This is a genomic window from Curtobacterium sp. MMLR14_010, assembly GCF_001865015.1.
GTDB lineage: Bacteria > Actinomycetota > Actinomycetes > Actinomycetales > Microbacteriaceae > Curtobacterium.
The window spans coordinates 200,289-217,555 of sequence record NZ_MJGV01000068.1; the positions used below are offsets into that span (position 1 = coordinate 200,289).

At 71.5% G+C, this 17,267-nt stretch carries 14 protein-coding genes; 4 read left to right on the forward strand and 10 right to left on the reverse strand.

Translation table 11 applies throughout. The features are described 5' to 3' along the window. Positions 1–79 precede the first annotated feature (79 nt). A complete protein-coding gene (locus tag BIU98_RS14845; protein ID WP_071278205.1) occupies positions 80–961 on the reverse strand; it encodes an SDR family oxidoreductase in 882 nt (293 codons plus the stop codon). An 83-nt stretch (positions 962–1,044) separates the two neighbouring features. Here BIU98_RS14845 and BIU98_RS14850 point away from each other — a divergent pair, with 83 nt between their 5' ends. Together BIU98_RS14850 and BIU98_RS14855 are read left to right on the forward strand one after the other, a co-directional pair. Beyond that, positions 1,045–1,620 carry a TetR/AcrR family transcriptional regulator gene (locus BIU98_RS14850; protein WP_071278207.1) on the forward strand — a complete coding sequence of 192 codons (576 nt, stop codon included), beginning with the start codon at positions 1,045–1,047 and terminating at the stop codon, positions 1,618–1,620. Positions 1,621–1,700: 80 nt separating this feature from the next. Further along, complete coding sequence (locus BIU98_RS14855) at positions 1,701–2,246, forward strand: YbaK/EbsC family protein (RefSeq protein ID WP_071278209.1); 546 nt, start codon at positions 1,701–1,703, stop codon at positions 2,244–2,246. A gap of 31 nt (positions 2,247–2,277) precedes the next feature. On the opposite strand, the gene BIU98_RS14860 is transcribed toward BIU98_RS14855, so the two are convergent. The 8 genes from BIU98_RS14860 to BIU98_RS14895 form a co-directional block, all read right to left on the reverse strand. Then, positions 2,278–2,760, reverse strand: coding sequence for a nucleoside deaminase (locus BIU98_RS14860; protein ID WP_071278211.1), 483 nt, complete (start codon positions 2,758–2,760; stop codon positions 2,278–2,280). A gap of 88 nt (positions 2,761–2,848) precedes the next feature. After that, complete coding sequence (locus BIU98_RS14865) at positions 2,849–3,232, reverse strand: VOC family protein (protein ID WP_071278214.1); 384 nt, start codon at positions 3,230–3,232, stop codon at positions 2,849–2,851. Positions 3,233–3,249: 17 nt separating this feature from the next. Beyond that, positions 3,250–7,113, reverse strand: coding sequence for an ATP-dependent RNA helicase HrpA (gene hrpA, locus BIU98_RS14870; protein WP_071278381.1), 3,864 nt, complete (start codon positions 7,111–7,113; stop codon positions 3,250–3,252). 25 nt (positions 7,114–7,138) lie between these two features. Beyond that, a complete protein-coding gene (locus BIU98_RS14875) occupies positions 7,139–8,980 on the reverse strand; it encodes a thioredoxin domain-containing protein (protein ID WP_071278216.1) in 1,842 nt (613 codons plus the stop codon). Between the two features lie 79 nt (positions 8,981–9,059). Then, positions 9,060–9,590, reverse strand: a complete 531-nt coding sequence (locus tag BIU98_RS14880; RefSeq protein WP_071278219.1) for an ATPase — start codon at positions 9,588–9,590, stop codon at positions 9,060–9,062. A gap of 5 nt (positions 9,591–9,595) precedes the next feature. After that, positions 9,596–10,663, reverse strand: a complete 1,068-nt coding sequence (locus tag BIU98_RS14885; RefSeq protein ID WP_071278221.1) for an NAD(P)-dependent oxidoreductase — start codon at positions 10,661–10,663, stop codon at positions 9,596–9,598. 23 nt (positions 10,664–10,686) lie between these two features. After that, positions 10,687–11,544 (reverse strand): sulfurtransferase, encoded by an 858-nt coding sequence (locus BIU98_RS14890; RefSeq protein WP_071278223.1) that lies wholly within the window; start codon positions 11,542–11,544, stop codon positions 10,687–10,689. 546 nt (positions 11,545–12,090) lie between these two features. Continuing rightward, a complete protein-coding gene (locus tag BIU98_RS14895; protein ID WP_071278225.1) occupies positions 12,091–13,632 on the reverse strand; it encodes an MFS transporter in 1,542 nt (513 codons plus the stop codon). A 166-nt stretch (positions 13,633–13,798) separates the two neighbouring features. On the opposite strand from BIU98_RS14895, the gene BIU98_RS14900 reads away from it, so the two are divergent. Beyond that, positions 13,799–14,458 (forward strand): TetR/AcrR family transcriptional regulator, encoded by a 660-nt coding sequence (locus BIU98_RS14900; protein ID WP_071278383.1) that lies wholly within the window; start codon positions 13,799–13,801, stop codon positions 14,456–14,458. A 262-nt stretch (positions 14,459–14,720) separates the two neighbouring features. Here the strand turns inward: BIU98_RS14900 and BIU98_RS14905 are convergent, their stop codons facing one another. Beyond that, a complete protein-coding gene (locus tag BIU98_RS14905) occupies positions 14,721–16,352 on the reverse strand; it encodes a dolichyl-phosphate-mannose--protein mannosyltransferase (protein ID WP_071278228.1) in 1,632 nt (543 codons plus the stop codon). A 53-nt stretch (positions 16,353–16,405) separates the two neighbouring features. On the opposite strand from BIU98_RS14905, the gene rsmI reads away from it, so the two are divergent. After that, the gene (gene rsmI / locus BIU98_RS14910) at positions 16,406–17,227 is read left to right on the forward strand and encodes a 16S rRNA (cytidine(1402)-2'-O)-methyltransferase (RefSeq protein WP_071278230.1); all 822 of its coding nucleotides are present in this window, start codon (positions 16,406–16,408) and stop codon (positions 17,225–17,227) included. Positions 17,228–17,267 lie beyond the last annotated feature (40 nt).

The following is a 17,267-nucleotide window of genomic DNA, read 5'->3' on the forward strand; positions in this document are numbered from 1 at the left end:
GGAGGCTCGGGGCGGGCTGGTCCCGAGCCTCCCGTCCGGCGGTGGGCCCGCCACCACATCCTCCGACCGGGCGGACCTGTCAGCGGAAGTAGTGTCCTGCCTCGATGTCGTCGAGGAGGCCGGGCTCCTCGGCCGACCAGCCGAGGAGTTCGTGCGCGACGGGCGCGGCTGACGGCTGGTCCATGGCGAAGACGCCACCGAGGAAGCCGTAGACCTCCGGGTCGACCGGTTCGACCGGCAGGGCGAGGTGTCGTCCGATGGCCTCGACGATGTCGAGCATCCGGACGCCCTCGTCACCGACGGCGTGCAGCCGGGTGCCGGCGGGTGCGCCTTCGAGTGCCAGGCGGTAGAGCCGGGCCGCGTCACGGACGTGCACGGCGGGCCAGCGCTGCGTGCCGTCACCGAGGTACCCGGAGACGCCGTGCTCACGCGCGGCGGCGATCATGATCGGGATGAAGCCGAACCGGTCGCCGTCGCCGTGCACCGACCGGGGCATCCCGACCACGGCTGAGCGGACGCCCTGCGCTCCTGCGGCGAGCACCGTCTCCGCGATCCGGAAGCGTCCCGCGACCGGGTTGGTGAGGTCGGGGGCGTCGTGCTCGGTCGAGACCTGTCCGGGCAGGACCGACGTCCCGCTCGTCGCGGTGAACGGCTTGCCACTGCCGGCGAGGGCTCCGATGAGGGCATCGGTCGCGGCGGCGTCGATGCGGATCCCCTCGTCGAACCCGCCGCTGTCGAGGGAGAAGCCGAGGTGCACGACGCCGTCGCTCGCGGCGGCGGTCGAGCGGAGGACGTCGAGGTCCTCGAGCGTGCCGCGGACGACCTCGGCTCCCGCGGCGGTGATGACGTCGGCGGACCGGTCGGACCGGGCGAGCCCGACGACTTGGTGTCCGTGGGCGAGGAGTTCGGGGACGACGGCCGAGCCGATCCAACCGGATGCTCCGGTGACGAAGACGCGCATGTGGTGCTCCTGACGAAGTGATGGGACTGCGTGCCATCACTGTACACATGATGGGACTCAGTCGCATCAGTAGGATGAGCGTCATGGGTCGATGGGCATCAGGAAGTCGTGAGCGTCTGGAGTCCGCCGCGCTCGACCTGTTCGTCGACCCCGGTTACGACGAGACGACCGTCGCGCAGATCGCGGACCGTGCCGGTCTGACGCGCAGCACGTTCTTCCGGCACTTCGCGGACAAGCGTGAGGTGGTGTTCGGGACCGAGGACACGCTCTCCGACCTGCTCGTCGCCGCGGTGTCGGAGCTGCCGACGGGGTTGTCCGTCGCCGAGTACCTGACCGCGGCGTTCACCCGGGCGGGGGAGCTGGCCTTCGCGGACGAACGGCACCGTCAGGCCTCGCAGCGACGCGTCATCGTCGCGCGGCACCCCGAGCTGCGGGAACGTGAACTGCTGAAGCGGGCCGGCATCAGCGCGGCGATGACGTCGGCGTTCGTCCGGCAGGGTGTCGACGAGCTCGGGGCCCGGCTCGGCGGGGAGTTCGGGGTGCTGGCGCTCGACGCGGCGTTCGAACGGTGGACGGACGGGAAGCCGACGGCGTCGTTCGGGGAGATCGCCGCCGACGTGGTGGGGCAGCTGACGGAGCGGGCGGGGACGCTCGGCTGAGTCCGGGTGGCTGACCGGGCGGCGGCTGACCGAGCGGGCGGCTGACCGGGTCGTGCGGGCGGCGCTCGTAGGGTGGGACGATGCCGAGTCTGGAGCGTGTCCCTGCCCTCGTGGCCACCGGTTTCCTCGCGATCCCCGTCGCGGAGGCCCTGGTCCGTCTGCCCGCCGACGTCCTGAGCCGGATCCAGGCCGCGCCGATCGACGCCGCCCTGGCCGACACGGCAGCGTTCTCGGAGGCGTACGGCTACCCGCTCGAGGGCGGTGCGAACTGCATCGTCGTCGTGGGGAAGCGCGGCGAGGACCTGACGTACGCAGCGTGCATCGTGCTGGCGTCGACGCGCCTCGACGTGAACCGCACGGTGAAGCAGCTGCTCGGGGCCCGGAAGGCGAGCTTCGCGCCGACGGACGACGCCGTCGCGATGACCGGGATGGAGCACGGCGGGATCACGCCGATCGGACTGCCGTCGTCGTGGCCCGTGTACGTCGACGCCCGCGTGGCCGAGGTGCCCGAGGTCGTCATCGGCGCGGGCGTCCGCGGGGCGAAGCTGTTCCTGCCAGGGGCCGTCCTGGCCGGGCTGCCGCACGTCGAGGTCGTCGACGGCCTCGCGACCTCGACGGTGGACTGACCGGTCCGGCTGCCCCGGCCGGTTCCGGCTGTCAGTCCTGGCGGGCCGACCACTCGCGGAACGGCAGGGTGGCGTCCTCGCTCGGCCCCTGTTCCGCGTGCAGGGTGCGCTCGTCGACGGGCTTCGCGTACTCGTCGTAGAACGTGTCGAGGGTCATCAGGCTGTTGCCGTCCTCGTAGTGCTCCGACTCCTGCTCGCGCGACGCGGCGAACACGACCCGGGCCGGCTGGGCGTAGTACAGCGCGCCGAGGCACATCGGGCACGGGTACGCGGTGACGTAGACGTCGGTGCCGCTGAGGTCGGTGATGCCCATCTCCGTTGCGAGACGGATCGCGGAGATCTCGGCGTGGGCCGTGACGTCGCCGGACTGCGCGACCTGGTTCGTCGCCTCCACCAGGACCTTGCCGTCCCGGACGACCAGACAGGCGAAGGGCTTGCCGCCCTCGCGGACGTTCTGGACGGCACGCCTGACGACGCGCTCGGTGAACCTGGTGTCGATCTCGGTGGTGCTCATGCCAGTGACGATGCCACCGGGGCCTGGACGGTCTCCGGGCGCAGTGGCCGGGCTGTCCGCGTCAGTCGCCGGCTGTCCGCGTCGGTCGTCAGTCCCCGGGCCGGATGAGGCAGAAGGGGTGCCCGGCGGGGTCGAGGTAGACACGGAAGCTCTCGATGCCGGCGTCGTCCTTCGCCGCCCCGGTCGCCGTCGCCCCGATCGCGAGGACCGCTGCTTCGCCCACGTCGAGGTCGTCCACCTTGACGTCGATGTGCATCTGCTGGGGGACGTCCTGCCCGGGCCACTCGGGCGCCCGGTAGTGCTCGACCTGCTGGAACGCGAGCAGCGGCCGGTTGCCCTCGATCGGCAGCACGACCTCGGCCCAGTCCTCGTCGAAGGCCACGACCTCGCCGCCGAGGAGTTCCGCGTAGAAGCGAGCGAGTGCACGGGTGTCCGCGCAGTCGAGGACGAGGACGTCGAAGGTGCCGATCATGCCGGTGAGGATAGTCCTCAGGCGCTTGCTGCGGACAGGGCCTTCGTGATCCGTTGCAGCGAGACCGTCTCGGCGGTGCCGAGCTCCTGCGCGAAGAGGCTGAGTCGGAACTCCTCGAGCATCCACCGGGCGTGGGCGAGCTCGGCGTGCGCGCCGACGACCGGCGGGAACGTGCCGCCGGCGTCCTCGTACCGGCCGGTCGCGACCGAGACCTCGCGCATCCAGGTGGCGTCGCGCCCGGGGTTCTGCAGGAGCTTGGTCACGCGGGCCTCGACACCCTGCAGGTACACGCGGATCCGGCGGAGGCGGTCGAGCCCGGCCACCGCGACGAACCCCGGGAACACGAGCCGTTCGAGCTGCTGCCGCATGTCGTTCAACGCGGGGAGCAGCGACATGGACGTCGCCTGCTTCATCGCGCGTTCGGCCTTCCGCTGGGCGGCGAGGACCGCGGCGACCTCGGACACGGCGGTGAACATCGTGTCGACGACCCCGGCGGACACCGAGTCCCGGACGCGCTCGAACTCGGCGCGCGTGTAGAGCAGTCCGTCGGGGTGGGCGGCGCGGATGCCGGCGTCCACCACGGCCGCGAGCACGTCGTCGAACAGCGCGGCCGTCGACGGGTACGGGCTGGCTGCGAGCGCCAGTTTCTCCTGCGAGGTCAGGTGCGACTGGATGTAGGACACGGGCGAGGGCACCGCGAGCATCACGAGTCGACGGACACCGGCGGGCATCCGCACGGAGCGGTCGCCCGGGGTCGCCAGGAGCTGCACGCCCACCGTCGCCTTCGGGCCGGAGCCCTCTTCGACCAGGGCGGGGTAGGCGCGGATGACGCCACCCGCCTGCTTGGTGTCGAGCACCTCGGGCAGGTCCGTGTCGGGCCAGGCCACGAGTCCGGAGCGCTCGAGCCGACCGGCGGGAGCAGCGTCCGCGACCCGCGCGGCCCCGCGTCGGCCGCCCTGCTGTGTCGCTCGTGCGACGCTCTCCTGCGTGCGGTCCTTGAGCTTGGTCTGCAGTGCGGTGAGGTCCTTGCCGGCCTCGACTCGGCGCCCGCGCTCGTCGACGACGGCGTAGGTCGGCAGCAGGTGCGCTGGGACCCGCGTCATGTCGAAGTCCTGCTCGGTGACCGGCACGTAGGTCATGCGCTGGATGGTCTTGGCGAGCGTGGCACGGAAGCTCTCGGTCGGCGTCGTCGGGGCGTCATCGGGGAGCTCGTCGACGATCTTCTCGGCCCAGTCCGCCGCGGGCACGACGTTCTTGCGGATCTGCTTCGGCAGCGCCTTGATGAGGGCGGTGACGAGCTCCTTGCGGAGTCCGCGGACCTGCCAGTCGAAGCCCTCCTCGCGCATCCGGGGGAGCAGCGCGAGCGGGACCTGCACGCTGACGCCGTCGTCCTCGGCGCCGGGCTCGAAGCGGTACCGGACCGCCAGGCGGTTGTCGCCGGAACGCCACTGAGTGGGGTACTCCGCGTCGTCCTCGGCAGCGGAGGCGGCGGACTCGTCGAGCAGGTCCTCGCGCCGCATGGTCAGCAGGTCGGGCTGGTCTCGACGTGTTCGGCGCCACCAGCCCTCGAAGTCGCGGGTCGTCGCGATCTCCGCCGGGATACGGGCGTCGTAGTACTCGTAGACGGTCTCGTCGTCGAGCAGGATGTCCCGGCGACGCGTCCGCTCCTCGAGCTGTTCGAGTTCCTTCCGCAGCGTGCGGTTGGCGCGGTCGAAGGCCTGTTGTGAGTCCCACTCGCCCTCCACCAGCGCATGCCGGATGAAGAGCTCGCGGGAGTGCACGGGATCGATGCGGACGTACTGCACCCGCCGACGCTGCACGATGGGCACGCCGAACAGGGTCACGCGCTCGTACGCGACGGCGGCGCCCTGCTTCTTCTCCCAGTGCGGTTCGCCGTAGGTGCGCTTGAGCAGGTCGCCGGCGAGCTGTTCCGTCCACAGCGGGTCGATGCGTGCCGCTGTCCGGGCGAACAACCGGCTGGTCTCCACGAGCTCGGCGGCCATCACGGCGTCCGGCTGCTTCTTCGCGAGCACGCTGCCGGGGAACAGCACGAACCGGGTGTTGCGGGAGCCGAGGTAGTCCCGCTTCTCGCGGTCGCGCAACCCGATCTGGCTGAGGAGTCCTGCCAGGAGCGAGCGGTGGACGGCGTCGGGGTCGTCCGTGCGGTCGTTGGCCACGTCGATGCCGACCTGCTTGGCGGCGCGGGACAGCTGGCGGTACAGGTCCTGCCACTCGCGGATGCGGAGGTAGTTGAGGAACTCGGCCTTGCACAGGCGCCGGAACGCGCTGGAGGACAGCTCGTCCTGCTTGTCCTGGATGTGGTTCCAGAGACCGAGCAGGGTGAGGAAGTCACTGGTCGGATCGGCGAACCGGGCATGCAGCTGGTCGGCGTGCGCGCGCTTCTCGAGGGGGCGCTCGCGGGGGTCCTGGATGCTGAGGGCCGACACGATCGCGATGACCTCGCGCCCGACGCCCTGCTTGCCGGCCTCGAGCACCATCCGACCGAGCCGCGGGTCGATCGGCAGGCGGGTGAGCTGCCGTCCGGACTTCGTGATCGCACCGGCGGCGTCCACCGCGCGGAGTTCGCGGAGCAGGTCGAGGCCGTCCTTCACGCCACGCGAGTCCGGCGGCTGCAGGAACGGGAAGGCCTCGATGTCGCCGAAGCCGAGACTGATCATCTGCAGGATCACGGCCGCCAGGTTCGTCCGCAGGATCTCCGGGTCGGTGAACTCCGAGCGGCGGTCGAAGTCGTCCTCCGAGTAGAGCCGGATCGCGATGCCGGCGCTGGTGCGTCCGGCGCGGCCGGAACGCTGGTTGGCGCTGGCCTGCGAGATGGCCTCGATCGGCAACCGCTGCACCTTGGCTCGCGGGGAGTACCGGGAGATGCGGGCCGTCCCGGTGTCGATCACGTACTTGATGCCGGGGACGGTCAGCGAGGTCTCGGCGACGTTGGTGGCCAGGACCACGCGACGCCGGACGCCCGGGGTGCCGCTGCGCTGGAACACCCGGTGCTGGTCGGCCGCGGACAACCGCCCGTACAGGGGCAGGACCTCGGTGCCCGGGTAGCGCTTGCCCTCGATGGCGTCCTGGGCGTCGCGGATCTCGTTCTCGCCGGACAGGAACACGAGCACGTCGCCGGGGGCTTCGCGCGCGAGTTCGTCGAGCGCGTCCGTGATGCCCGTCAGTTGGTCACGGTCGTCGGCGCTGCTGCCGGCGTCGGCCGTCCGCGAGTCGGTCTCGTCGTCGCCTTCGTCGCCTTCGTCGCCGTCATCGTCGGGCTGGTCGGCGACGAGCGGGCGGTACCGGATCTCCACCGGGTAGGTGCGCCCGGAGACCTCGATGATCGGGGCGTCGTCGAAGTGGGCCGAGAAGGACTGCGGGTCGATCGTCGCGCTCGTGATGATGAGCTTGAGGTCCGGGCGCCGGACGAGCAGCCGCTTCAGGTACCCGAGCAGGAAGTCGATCGTCAGCGAGCGCTCGTGGGCCTCGTCGATGATGATGGTGTCGTAGCGCTTGAGGTCGCGGTCGAAGTGGATCTCGTTGAGCAGGATCCCGTCGGTCATCAGCTTGACCCGGGTGTTCGCGCTGACCTTGTCGGTGAAGCGGACCTGGTACCCGACCAGGTCGCCGAGCTCGCCGCCGAGCTCCTCGGACACGCGCTCGGCGATCGTGCGGGCGGCGATCCGGCGCGGCTGGGTGTGCCCGATGTGCTTGCGGCCGAGTTCGAGACAGATCTTGGGGAGCTGGGTCGTCTTGCCGGACCCCGTGGCGCCGGCGACGATCACGACCTGGTTGTCGCGGATCGCCGCGGCGATGTCGTCCCGCCGCTGCGAGACCGGCAGCTCGGGCGGGTAGGTGATGACGAGCGGCGTGGGAGACATGAGCATTCCAGGATACCGCCCGCAGTCAGCTCGACGCGAGCTGCGCGGTCAGTTCCTCGGGTGAACGCGCCGGCAGGGCACACACGTGGTCGTGGCAGACGTACGCAGCGGGGTCGAGTGCGTCGCGGCCGTCGAGCAGCGAGAACCCCGCAGCCGACCAGGCCCGCGCCTGCTCCGGCGTGACGGCGACGACCACGGAGCCAGGGCGTCGGGCGGCGGCTGCGAGCGTCCGCAACTCGTGGAGCACCACGGGGTCCGAAGCGACCACGACGAGCTCTCGCGACGGCTGCTGCAGGCTGAGCGCCACCCCGAGGGCGTCAGCGTGGCCGAGCGGCCGCGTCGTGCCGGTGCGGGCGCGGTCGGCGACCAGACGAGCCGCGGCGGGACGGGAGCGGTCGTCGCCGGTGAGCGCACCGAGCAGTGCGCTGGCGTTCGCGAGCGCGACGGTCCCCGACCGGAGTGCGGTCTGCGGCTGCTCCCCGGTCGCGGTGCCCGAGGCAGCGAGCACCGGGTCGACCTCGAGTGCCCCCGCCACCCCGTCGTCCACCAGGGAGCGCGCGGCCGTCGCGTACCGGAGCTCTCCGGTCACGAGCGCGAGTTCGAGCAGCCCCTCCGCGAGCAGCCCCACGTCCTCGATGGTCGGTGGCGCGGTCGACGCACCCCGGGGCGTGCTCGACCGGACGACCACGTGGCCGTCCTGCACGTGGGCGGCGAGCACGGCGTCCGCGGCGGCGCGGGCGAGGTCGAGCATCTCGTCGTCCCCGTGCCGGGCACCGGCGATCGCCAGGCCCCGGATCGCGAGGCCGTTCCACCCCGTCAGGACCTGGTCGTCGAGGGGCGGCGGGTCGAAGCGCGGGCGCTCGCCGAGCGGCAGTCGGTACCACTCGCCCTCGACCCGGCGGCCGTCGATCGTCGACTCGCTGTCCTGCGCCGCGACGAAGGCGCCGTCACCACGGCGGAGGGTGTCGCGCAGGAAGTCCGCGATGCCCCGTGCCTGGTCCTGCGGGGCGATCGCGAGGAGTCCCGCGTTGTCGTAGAGCATCCGTTCGTAGTGCGGCACGCTCCAGTCGCGCTTGGTCGCGTACCGGAAGACGCCGCCGTCGGCGTCGGTGAGCTCCGACCGCGCGATCACCAGGAGCGACCGCTCGAGCAGTCCCGCCGCCTGGTCGTCACCGTCGGCGGCGACGTCGGCCAGGAACTCGAGCAACGGCGCGGAGGGGAACTTCGGAGCGCCGCCGAAACCGCCGTGGTCGGCGTCCTCACCCTGGGCGAGGGCGTCCACCACCCCTCGGATCGTGTCGACGGACGGGAGGCTCGGCTCGGCTCCGCCCCGACCGTCACCGCCGCCGTCGGTCGCCTCCGTCGTCCCCTGCCGGATCGCGGTCGCGATCGCCGACGCGTTCGCGTGGACCTCGGTGCGGCGGTCGCGCCAGGCGTCGAGCACCGCGCCGAGGACCTGGCGGAACGCCGGGTGCGCGCCCACGGGGGTCGGCGGGTAGTAGGTCCCCGCGAAGAACACGTGGGCGTCCGGGGTCATGAACGCGGTCAGCGGCCACCCGAGCTGCTCGGTGAAGGCCGCGGCCGCCGCCATCGTGCTGGCGTCGACGTCGGGACGTTCTTCACGGTCGACCTTGACCGCGACGAAGTCCTGCCGGAGCAGCTCGGCGATCTCGGGGTCGGCGAAGCTCTCCCGCGCCATCACGTGGCACCAGTGACACGTCGCGTAACCGATGGACACCAGGACCGGCACGTCGCGGGCGCGTGCCTCGGCGAAGGCGTCGGGCCCCCACTCGCGCCAGTCCACCGGGTTGTCGGCATGGAGGCGGAGGTAGGGGCTGACGGCGGAGCCGAGCCGGTTGTCGTTCATGCATCCAGCGTGCCCGCTTCCCGCTGGACGGGCCCGGCGGAGTGGCGAAGTGGGGAGAAGACGTCGTCGTCCACAGGACTCAGGCGGGGAGCCACCCCGTCAGGGACGCGAGCCGACGGGCGACGTCGGCGGGGGCCATGGAGTCGGTGTCGATCCGGGTGACCCGGTCCGGGGAAGCCGTGTCGAGCCTCCCGGCCGTCCTGGTGCTGTGCGCGAGCTGGTCCACCGGGAGTTCGCCCCCGGCACGGCGCGTGAGGCGGGCCGCCGTCGTGTCGTCCCCAGCGCGCAGGAGCACGGCGACCACGCTCGGGTCGTCACCCATCGCGGCGGTGAGCCGGTCTGCCTCGAGCACCGACACGGTGTTCGTGTAGACGAGCCGGTGGTGCCCGAGCTCCCGGTAGTTGGCCCAGAGTGCGGCGAGGTTCCGCTCGGCGAGCCGTGCCTCGGGGTGCTCGACGTGCGGAGCCGGGTACGCCAGGTCGAGGACGTCGCCCTCGATCACCGCGTGCCGGACGCCCGCAGCGCTCAGGAGGTCGTGGAGCGCCTCGGCTGCGGTCGACTTGCCGACACCGGAGCGACCGCCGACGAACAGGACCTCGGAGCGGGGCACGCGGTTCAGTCCGTGCCCATCGACAGCAGGACGAGGGCGGCGTCCTCGGGGCCGTAGTCGAACATCCGGTCCCAGAACGGGTCGGACGCCCACGGCACGTCACCGTCGACGGGGGTGCGGTGCGCGGTCTCGACGAGCCAGTCGAGCTCCGGGCCCACGGCCTGTTCGAACCGCGGCGGCTGCCAGCCGAGGGAACGAGCCGCCGTCGTGTCGAGGACGAACGGCGACGGCGACGACCACGGGGTGACGCCGACGAAGGTCGGGGCGTCGGCGTCGAGCAGCACCTCGTCGAAGCGGTGGTCCAGGTGCGCAGCGACCGTCCGGACGATCTCCAGCGCGCTCGGAGCCGTCTCGTCGGCGACGTTGAGGATCCGACGATCGGGCGCGTCCGCGACCAGGCGCACGAGCGAGGCGATGCCGCTCGCGGCCGTGGTGTGGTCGACGCCACGGCCGTGGTCGGCCAGGAGGACGCGCTCGCGGCCGTCGAGCACCCGTCGGACGACGAACCACTCGCGCGGTCGGCCGATGCCGGGGCCGTACACCTTCGACGGACGGAGCACGGTGACGGGGGACCCGTGGTCGAGCAGCAGCTGTTCGGCTGCGACCTTCGAGGCGCCGTAGCCGTCGCGGCTGGTGGGGTCAGCGTCTGCGGCGGCCACCGTCGGCTGGATCTCGGTCACGGCTCCGCCGAACACCGGCCGCTCGGGCGAGTTGGCGTGGCGGCCCTGCTCGTCGACGTAGACGGCCTTCGACGACACGAACACCGTCGAGCCGACGTCGGGCAGGTAGGGGAGGAGCTGGGCGGCATCGTCGCGGGTCATCCCGACGGTGTCGACGAGCAGGTCGGCGCCGGGGCGGAGGAGCTCGCGGAGCACGGTCGTGTCGCGGCGGTCGCCGGGGACGAACGTGGCGCCCGTGGCCGTGAGGGCGTCGGCGGCCGGACCGCCGTGGCGTGCGACGACGTCGACGTGCCAGTCGTCGCCGCCTCTGCCGGAGCTGGCCCGGAGCTCGCGGACGACGGCGGAGCCGATGCCACCGGTGCCGCCGAGGACCACTGCGCGTCTGGTGCTCATGCCGCCCAACCTAGTGGTGCGCGTCAGGACGCGATGGGCTCCGGCTCGCGGCGCCACCAGTCCGCCAACGACCCGTCGTACACCTGCACGTGGTCGTGGCCGAGGACTGTGAGCGCCAGGGCGTCCACGCACGCGGCGCTGCCCACACCGCAGTAGGTGACGATCTCGTCGGCAGCGAGCACCGGAGCGAAGACGTCGGCGAGTGCTGCGCGGCGCCGGAGGGCGTTCGAGTCCTGGTCGATGACCCGCCCGAGTGTGATCGGGGTCGTCCCCGGGACCAGCGGCGGGTGCTCGGTGCCCAGGACGGTCTCGTCCGCTGCCAGCACCAGGGCCGCGGGCTGGGAGCCGTCGACCGCGCGTTCGACCCGGCTGCGGTCGGCCCAGAGCGGGCGCTCTTCACCGGCGAAGAAGGCCTCGGCGGCGTCGACCGGGCGGTTCTTCAGGCTGCCGATGCGCACCGGGCGGCCCTCGTCCCGCCACTTGACGAATCCGCCGTCGAGCACGGCGACGTCGTCGAAGCCGAACGAGCGGAAGATCCACCACAGGCGGGCAGACCACTCGCCCACGCTGTCGTCGTAGACCACGACCGTGGAGGTGTTCGTGATGCCGAGGGCCCGGGCAGCGCGTTCGAAGTGCTCTGCCGACGGCCGCGTGAAGGGCAGGTCGGCGTCGGGCGTGGAGAAGTCCGTGACGAGGTCGGCGTACCGGGCGCCGGGGACGTGTCCGCGCTGCTCGTAGGAGTCCTGCGCGCTGCTCCAGGTCATGGTCTGACCGACCCCCGCGGTGTGTACCGAGGCGTCGAGCACGACGAGCTCGTCCGCCCCGAGGTGGTCGGCGAGCCACTGCGTCGACACGAGCGGCGAGGTCAGGACGGGGGGCATGCGTCCGACCATAATGCGCACCCCTGACGCGACCCCGAGGATGAGCAACAATCCGCAATGCGGGCGCTGCGGATCGGCTGTGGGGGAGTGGGGTGGGAGATCGGGCGTGCTCCCATTCCTCCCCGCGACTCGGAACGACAACGTCGATGTCGTACGACAGCGGTCGTGTCGTTCTGGATCGGCAGCGCGTGGGCGGCGGGCGGGCGTCGAGCTGGCGGCGGGCAAGCGGGGACGTGGCCCCCGACTCGGAACGACAACGCCGTCGTCGTACGACAGCGGTCGTGTCGTTCCGAGCGGGCGGCGAGCGGGCGGCGGGCAAGCGGCACGTGGCCCCGCGACCCGCGACCCGGAACGACAACGTCGACGTCGTACGACAGCGGTCGTGTCGTTCCGAGTCGGAAGGCATCGGCGAGGCAGCGCCCCGAGTCAGGCGCCGGGTCAACGTCGGGCGGCGGGGAACCGCCCCGGCACACGAACATCCCCCACACACGAACAGCCCGCCCGACCGGAGTCGAGCGGGCTGCCGCCGCGCGGGTGGTGCGAGCGCTAGTGCGCCGCGACCGGGACGCTGCCCGTGGCGTTCGCGCTGAGGTGCGCGAGCTTCTCGAGGCGGACGCTCTGCCGGTTGATGAGCAGCCCGCTCGCGATCGCGACGAGCACGAGCACCCCGGCCGAGATACCGAACGCCGCGTGGTAGCCGTCGAGCGTGGCCTGGGCCTGCTGCAGCTTCGTCGGGGCGGCGGACAGCCCGGAGAGGCTGTTCTTCACGACGTCGGCGAAGATCGTCGACAGCAACGCGGTGCCGATCGAGCCACCGATCTGCTGCATGGTGTTCACCGTCGCGGAGGCGACACCGGCGTCGGCGCGGGCAACCCCGGTCGTCGCGGTGTTCATCGCGGACGAGAAGATCGTGCCCATGCCGAGCCCGATGACGACCAGCGCCGGCAGGACGGTGCCCGCGTAGGAGCTGTCCAGGTCGGTGCGGAGCAGCAGCAGGAGCCCGGTCGCAGCGACGAGGCCACCGGCGAAGATCAGCACCTTCGGGCCGACGCGGGGCAGCAGGCGGCCGCCGATCTGCGTGGCCGAGATCATGATCGACAGCGGCATCGGCAGGAACGCCAGGCCCGTCTGGAGCGCCGAGAACCCGAGGGTCTGCTCGAGGTAGTAGGTCAGGAACAGGAAGATGCCGAACATGCCGATCGCCACGAGGCCGATGGCGACGAACGAACCGCCGCGGTCACGGTCCAGCACGACGCGGAGGGGCAGCAGCGGGTGTGCGACACGGGTCTCGATGAACACGAAGGCCGCGATCAGCACGACACCGACGGCGAGCATCGCGATCGTGACGGGGTCGTCCCAGCCGTTGGTCTCGGCGTTCGAGAAGCCGTAGACGACGCCGACCAGCCCGAGGGTGATCGTGACGACACCGAGGACGTCGATGCGCGGACGGTCGACCTTCGGGGGCTTCACCATGAAGACCAGCGCGCCGATGACACCGAGGACGGCGAAGACGACGTTGACGTAGAGGCACCAGCGCCACGAGGTGTACTCCGTCAGGACGCCACCGAGCAGCAGGCCGATGGCCGCGCCGGAACCCGCGATCGAGCCGAAGATGCCGAACGCACGACCGCGTTCCTTCGGGTCGCGGAAGGTCGTGGTCAGCATGCCGAGCGCAGACGGGGCCAGCAGCGCGCCGAAGGCACCCTGCAGGGCGCGGGCGGCGACGAGCAGCCCGAACGAGTCGGCGAGTCCGCCGAGCACCGAGGCGACGGCGAACCCGACGAGCCCGATGATGAAGGTGTTCTTGCGGCCGAAGAGGTCACCGAGGCGACCACCGAGCAGCAGCAGGGAGCCGAACGCGAGCGAGTACGCCGTGACGACCCACTGCCGCTGGTCCGTGCCGAACCCGAGGTCCTGCTGTGCCGAGGGGAGCGCGATGTTCACGATCGTCGCGTCGAGCACGACCATGAGCTGCGCGAGGGCGATGACCGCCAGGGTGATCCAGCGGTGGTCCTTGCGCGGTGCGGTGGCACCGGATGTCGCGGGCGCCGAACCGGTGGGTGCGGGCGCGGTCTGTTCTGCCGTCACAGCAGGCCTCCTTCGAGAAGGGGTGGAGGGTGTTCGCAGCGCGCGCCGTCGGGCACTGTATTGATGTGGTGGAACCGGATGCCAGGCATCCGGTTCCGCCTACTGTAGACCAAAACGGACGGAGTGCATCCGCTTGTTCCCAGAAAGTTCAACTACGGTCGTGGACGTGAGCACCACCGATCAGCACGCCGACCTCGAGCGGCCCCTCAGAGCCGACGCGGCACGCAACCGCGAGCTGATCCTGCAGACGGCTCGCAAGTGCTTCGCAGAACGCGGGCTCTCGGTCACGCTGAACGACATCGCGCACGAAGCCGGGGTCGGCGTCGGCACGGTCTACCGTCGTTTCGCCGACAAGGACTCCCTGATCGAGGCTCTCCTCGCCACCAAGTTCGAGGCGATGAACACCGCCGCCGAACGTGCTGCCGAGGAGATCGACCCGCGCGAATCGCTCCGCCTCTACCTCATGGGCGTGTTCGAGTTCCGCGCCAGGGACCGCGCCCTCGCCGACGCGATCATCCGCGCCGGCAAGGCACGACCGTCCATCGTGCAGGAACGCGACCGCCTCGAACGCCAGGTCACCGCGATCATCGGTCGCGCACGGGACGCCGGCGTGGTCCGCGACGGCTTCGATTATCGCGACCTGCCGATGCTCACCACCATGATCGGCTCGGTCGCCGACGCCACGCGTGCGCACGACCCGGACGCCTGGCGTCGCTACGCCAAGGTCGTCATCGACGGCGTCCTGCCCCCGACGGGTCCGGACGGCATGCTCGGCGACCCGCTCGACCGCGAGACCCTCGAGCGCGCGCTGCACGCCCAGTCCTGACCGGTCACGACACGCCGCTCACGTCGGCCCGGGCGCGCCGCCACCGGGTTCCTGACTGGTCACGACCCACCGCTCACGTCCGCTGACCGGTCGAGAACCGTCGCCTCAGGCAGGCCGAACCGACTGTTCGTGGCCCCTCGGCAATCGCGGGCGGGGTGTCGTGACCGCTCGGCACCCGCCGGACTGGAGGCTCGTGGCGGCCTGGCACCGAGCCTCCCGTCCGGTGGTGGTCCGGACCGACCCGCCAGCGCGACCAGCGCGCCTACAGCCAGCTCGGCAGCCAGTAGTGCGACCGGACGAAGTCCCACGGCAGCTGCAGCGCCGTCCACATCGGGTACCAGTACGCCGTCGCGAGCAGCACCACCCCGAGGTACACGCCGATCCACACGACGGCCTTGGTCCGACGGGGTCGTGGGTCCCTCCGTGACCCGAGCAGCACCCCGATCACGGCGGCCAGGGCCATGACCATGTAGGGCTCGAACGCGATCGTGTAGAACTGGAAGACCGTCCGGTCGACGTAGAGCAGCCACGGCAGGTAGCCGGCGCCGACGCCCATCGTGACGAAGCCGTACTCCCACCGGCGGCGCAGGACGAACAGCACCAGCAGCGCGATCACGGCGGCCACCGACGGGTACCAGATGAACGGGTTCGCGATGCCGGTGATCGCCTCGCCACAGCGCGCAGCGGCGCAGCCCGAGTCCCCGGCGTTCGTGCCGACGTAGTACATCGACGTGGGTCGCTGCATCAGCATCCAGAGCAGCGGGTTCGCCTGGTACGAGTGCGGCGTGTGCAGGCCGATGTTGAAGCCGTAGATCTCCGACTGGTAGTGCCACCAGTTCTGCAGGCTGTCAGGGACCCACGACAGGACGCCCGTCCACCGTTGTCCGCCGGACGCGATCCACTGGCGGTCCCAGCCGTCCTCCGACACGAACCAGCCGGTCCACGACACGACGTAGGTGACGGCGGCGATCGGCACGGTCAGCAGGAACGTCACCGGAGCCTGCTGCAGGAACGCGCTCGAGGACCAGAATTCGATGCCCGCCCGCTTCCGCAGCATCATGTCGACGAGCACGGAGTACACGGCGAAGAACGCCAGGAAGTACATCCCCGTCCACTTCGTGCTCGTCGCGAGCCCGAGCGCCAGACCCATCGCGAGCAGCCACGGCCGCCACCAGAGCACCGGCCCCCACAGGGTGTCGCGGCCAGCGGCGACGCGCCCGGCCACCCAGCGCTCGAGTCGCCGTTCCGTCCACCGTCGGTCGAGCAGCAGCGCGCCGAAGCCGAGCAGCACGAAGAACGTCACGATGCCGTCGAGCAGCGTCACGCGTGACATCACGATCGCCTGGCCGTCGACCGCCATGAACCCGCCCGCGAGCGTCCCGACGAGCGTCGACCGGAACAGCGACCGGGCGATCACCGCGACGAGGAACACCGTGGCGATGCCGAGCACCGCGACGGCGAAGCGCCAGCCGAAGGAGTTGTCCGGGCCGAACAGCAGCATGCCGAGTCCGACGAGGTACTTGCCGAGCGGCGGGTGCGCGATGAACTCCGCGGCACTCGTGAAGATGTCGGTCTGTCCGCTGGTGAAGCGGTCGTCGGTCGTCGGGCTCGTCTGATCGGTCGGATTCGCTGGCCAGGTGCCTTCGTAGCCCAGGTGGACGATTGACCAGCCGTCCTTGACGTAGTACGTCTCGTCGAACACCAGCGCGTGTGGTCGCCCGAGGTCGACCAAGCGCAGCAGCGCGGCGAGCACGGTGACGGCGATCGGGCCGCCCCAGCGCCACGCGGCGAGCCGCCAGCCGACCGACAGCAGCCGGCCCCACCAGTCGTCGAGACGTGACCCGCGGGGCACGTCGGGCGCAGAGGGAGGCGCGTCGGCCAGGTCCGTGGTCACCCGCACGATCCTACGGATGCGGCGCACGGGCTCGCTGCGACGACAATGGGGCTGTGATCGTGCTCGCAGCAACTCCCATCGGCAACCTCGGCGACGCGTCGCGCCGACTCGTCGAGACCCTCTCGAACGCCACCATCGTGGCCGCGGAGGACACCCGCACCGCGATCCACCTGATGCGGGCCCTCGGGATCGAGAACCGCCCGCGGCTCATCCCGCTCCACGAGCACAACGAACGGGCCCGCGCCGCCGAGGTCGTCGAGCTCGCCAGGGACGCCGACGTGGTCGTCCTGACCGACGCGGGCATGCCCGCCATCAGCGACCCGGGCTTCCCCCTCGTCGAGGCCGCCGCCGCCGCCGGCGTCACCGTGACCGCGCTCCCGGGCCCGTCCGCCGTGCTCATGGCGCTCGCCGTCTCGGGCCTGCCGACCGACCGCTTCACCTTCGAGGGCTTCCCGACGCGCAAGCAGGGGGAGCGGCGCCGGGTGTTCGAGGCCCTGGCGGGCGAGCAACGGACCATGGTCTTCTTCGAGTCGCCGCACCGGCTGGCCGACACGCTCGCCGACATGGCCGCCGCGTTCGGTGACGACCGCCGTGGCGTGGTCTGCCGCGAGCTCACGAAGCTCTACGAAGAGGTCAAGCGGGACTCGCTCGCCGGGCTCGCCGCCTGGGCAGCGGAGGGCGTCCGCGGGGAGATCTGCGTCGTCGTCGCCGGCGCCTCCGCCTCGGACGACGTCGTCTCGATCGAGGACGGCGTCCGCCTGGTCCTCGAACGCGTCGCCGCCGGCACCCGCATGAAGGAGGCCTCGGCCGCCGTCGCGGACGCGACGGGGCTCTCCAAGCGGGACCTGTACGAAGGCGCGCTCGCCGCGCGGTAGTCGCGACCAGGGCCGGACTGGAGGCTCGGTGCGGGCCCGC

Bases quoted from the DNA above. Each gene is read 5' to 3' on its own strand.
- BIU98_RS14845 (WP_071278205.1), bottom strand. From the start codon at position 961: ATGCGCGTCTTCGTCACCGGAGCATCCGGTTGGATCGGCTCGGCCGTC.
- BIU98_RS14850 (WP_071278207.1), top strand. From the start codon at position 1,045: ATGGGTCGATGGGCATCAGGAAGTCGTGAGCGTCTGGAGTCCGCCGCG.
- BIU98_RS14855 (WP_071278209.1), top strand. From the start codon at position 1,701: ATGCCGAGTCTGGAGCGTGTCCCTGCCCTCGTGGCCACCGGTTTCCTC.
- BIU98_RS14860 (WP_071278211.1), bottom strand. From the start codon at position 2,760: ATGAGCACCACCGAGATCGACACCAGGTTCACCGAGCGCGTCGTCAGG.
- BIU98_RS14865 (WP_071278214.1), bottom strand. From the start codon at position 3,232: ATGATCGGCACCTTCGACGTCCTCGTCCTCGACTGCGCGGACACCCGT.
- hrpA (WP_071278381.1), bottom strand. From the start codon at position 7,113: ATGTCTCCCACGCCGCTCGTCATCACCTACCCGCCCGAGCTGCCGGTC.
- BIU98_RS14875 (WP_071278216.1), bottom strand. From the start codon at position 8,980: ATGAACGACAACCGGCTCGGCTCCGCCGTCAGCCCCTACCTCCGCCTC.
- BIU98_RS14885 (WP_071278221.1), bottom strand. From the start codon at position 10,663: ATGAGCACCAGACGCGCAGTGGTCCTCGGCGGCACCGGTGGCATCGGC.
- BIU98_RS14890 (WP_071278223.1), bottom strand. From the start codon at position 11,544: ATGCCCCCCGTCCTGACCTCGCCGCTCGTGTCGACGCAGTGGCTCGCC.